At 48.8% G+C, this 1,469-nt stretch carries 9 tRNA genes and 3 rRNA genes; all 12 read right to left on the bottom strand.

Features of this window, described 5'->3' with window-relative positions:
* Window positions 1-96, bottom strand: a 16S ribosomal RNA gene (locus tag GLV98_RS19820); the annotation flags it as partial.
* Between the two features lie 119 nt (window positions 97-215).
* Window positions 216-291 (bottom strand) — tRNA-Ala (locus tag GLV98_RS19825).
* 13 nt (window positions 292-304) lie between these two features.
* A tRNA-Pro gene (locus tag GLV98_RS19830) sits at window positions 305-381 on the bottom strand.
* A gap of 7 nt (window positions 382-388) precedes the next feature.
* Window positions 389-465 (bottom strand) — tRNA-Arg (locus GLV98_RS19835).
* Window positions 466-476: 11 nt separating this feature from the next.
* Window positions 477-565: transfer RNA gene (locus GLV98_RS19840), tRNA-Leu, on the bottom strand.
* Window positions 566-620: 55 nt separating this feature from the next.
* Window positions 621-695: transfer RNA gene (locus tag GLV98_RS19845), tRNA-Gly, on the bottom strand.
* A 6-nt stretch (window positions 696-701) separates the two neighbouring features.
* Window positions 702-783, bottom strand: a tRNA-Leu gene (locus GLV98_RS19850).
* Window positions 784-790: 7 nt separating this feature from the next.
* Window positions 791-866 (bottom strand) — tRNA-Lys (locus GLV98_RS19855).
* Between the two features lie 30 nt (window positions 867-896).
* Window positions 897-972, bottom strand: a tRNA-Thr gene (locus tag GLV98_RS19860).
* Window positions 973-987: 15 nt separating this feature from the next.
* Window positions 988-1,063 (bottom strand) — tRNA-Val (locus GLV98_RS19865).
* A gap of 25 nt (window positions 1,064-1,088) precedes the next feature.
* A 5S ribosomal RNA gene (gene rrf, locus GLV98_RS19870) occupies window positions 1,089-1,202 on the bottom strand.
* A 145-nt stretch (window positions 1,203-1,347) separates the two neighbouring features.
* Window positions 1,348-1,469, bottom strand: a 23S ribosomal RNA gene (locus GLV98_RS19875); the annotation flags it as partial.

The raw sequence follows: 1,469 nt of genomic DNA on the forward strand, positions 1-1,469 counted from the left end.
CACCCCGAAGGGATCCACTCGCTTCCCGCGCTCGACTTGCATGTATTAGGCACGCCGCCAGCGTTCGTCCTGAGCCAGGATCAAACTCTCCATAAAAGTTAAGTTTGACTTGCTCATTTGCACACCGAATGTGCTTTGTTTCAAATCTCTTCTATAAAAGAAGAAATGTTTTGACGTACTGGTTGGTTCGTTCAGTTTTCAAAGATCAAATAAATTGGTGGAGCCTAGCGGGATCGAACCGCTGACCTCCTGCGTGCAAAGCAGGCGCTCTCCCAGCTGAGCTAAGGCCCCAATATATTAGGAATGGTCGGGAAGACAGGATTCGAACCTGCGACCCCTTGGTCCCAAACCAAGTGCTCTACCAAGCTGAGCTACTTCCCGTTAAAAATGGCGCGCCCGAGAGGAGTCGAACCCCTAACCTTCTGATCCGTAGTCAGACGCTCTATCCAATTGAGCTACGGGCGCATATTTGTTTATGGTGCCGAGGGCCGGACTCGAACCGGCACGGTGGAAACCCACCGCAGGATTTTAAGTCCTGTGCGTCTGCCAATTCCGCCACCCCGGCCTGGCAAGTTTATGTTTAACATCGTTGTTGTTTATTAAGTAGCTCGGTTAAATCATGGAGCGGAAGACGGGATTCGAACCCGCGACCCCCACCTTGGCAAGGTGGTGTTCTACCACTGAACTACTTCCGCATAAAGTGCGGGTGGAGGGACTTGAACCCCCACGCCGTGAAGCACTAGATCCTAAATCTAGCGTGTCTGCCAATTCCACCACACCCGCAAATAAATGGTGAGCCATGAAGGATTCGAACCTTCGACCCTCTGATTAAAAGTCAGATGCTCTACCAGCTGAGCTAATGGCTCCTATCAATGAATGTTAGCGCAAGCAACTAATGGTGCCGGCCAGAGGACTTGAACCCCCAACCTACTGATTACAAATCAGTTGCTCTGCCAGTTGAGCTAGGCCGGCTAACTTGATAAGAAATGGTGGAGGATGCAGGGTTCGAACCTGCGACCCCTTGCTTGTAAGGCAAGTGCTCTCCCAGCTGAGCTAATCCTCCGGATTATTATGAAATTATGATCAAGGCTTGGCAGCGTCCTACTCTCACGGGGGTAAACCCGACTACCATCGGCGCTGAAGAGCTTAACTGCTGTGTTCGGCATGGGAACAGGTGTGACCTCTTCGCCTTCACCACCAAACCTTTTTTCAAGGACAAGATATATTATATTGTCCTTTGAACAAAATTTCAAGGGGTAATTTCAAGTTTTTTTGAAAACCCTCAAAACTGGATAAGGAAACATCTTTTATGAAAAGCAATTGTCACTCACGAATGATTATCATCAGATAGATAAGTCATCGATCCATTAGTATCCGTCAGCTCCACGTGTCACCACGCTTCCACCTCGGACCTATCAACCTCATCGTCTCTGAGGGATCTTATTTGCTTAAAGCAAAGGGAAATCTCA

This window comes from Halobacillus litoralis (assembly GCF_009856415.1).
Classification (GTDB): domain Bacteria; phylum Bacillota; class Bacilli; order Bacillales; family Halobacillaceae; genus Halobacillus; species Halobacillus litoralis_C.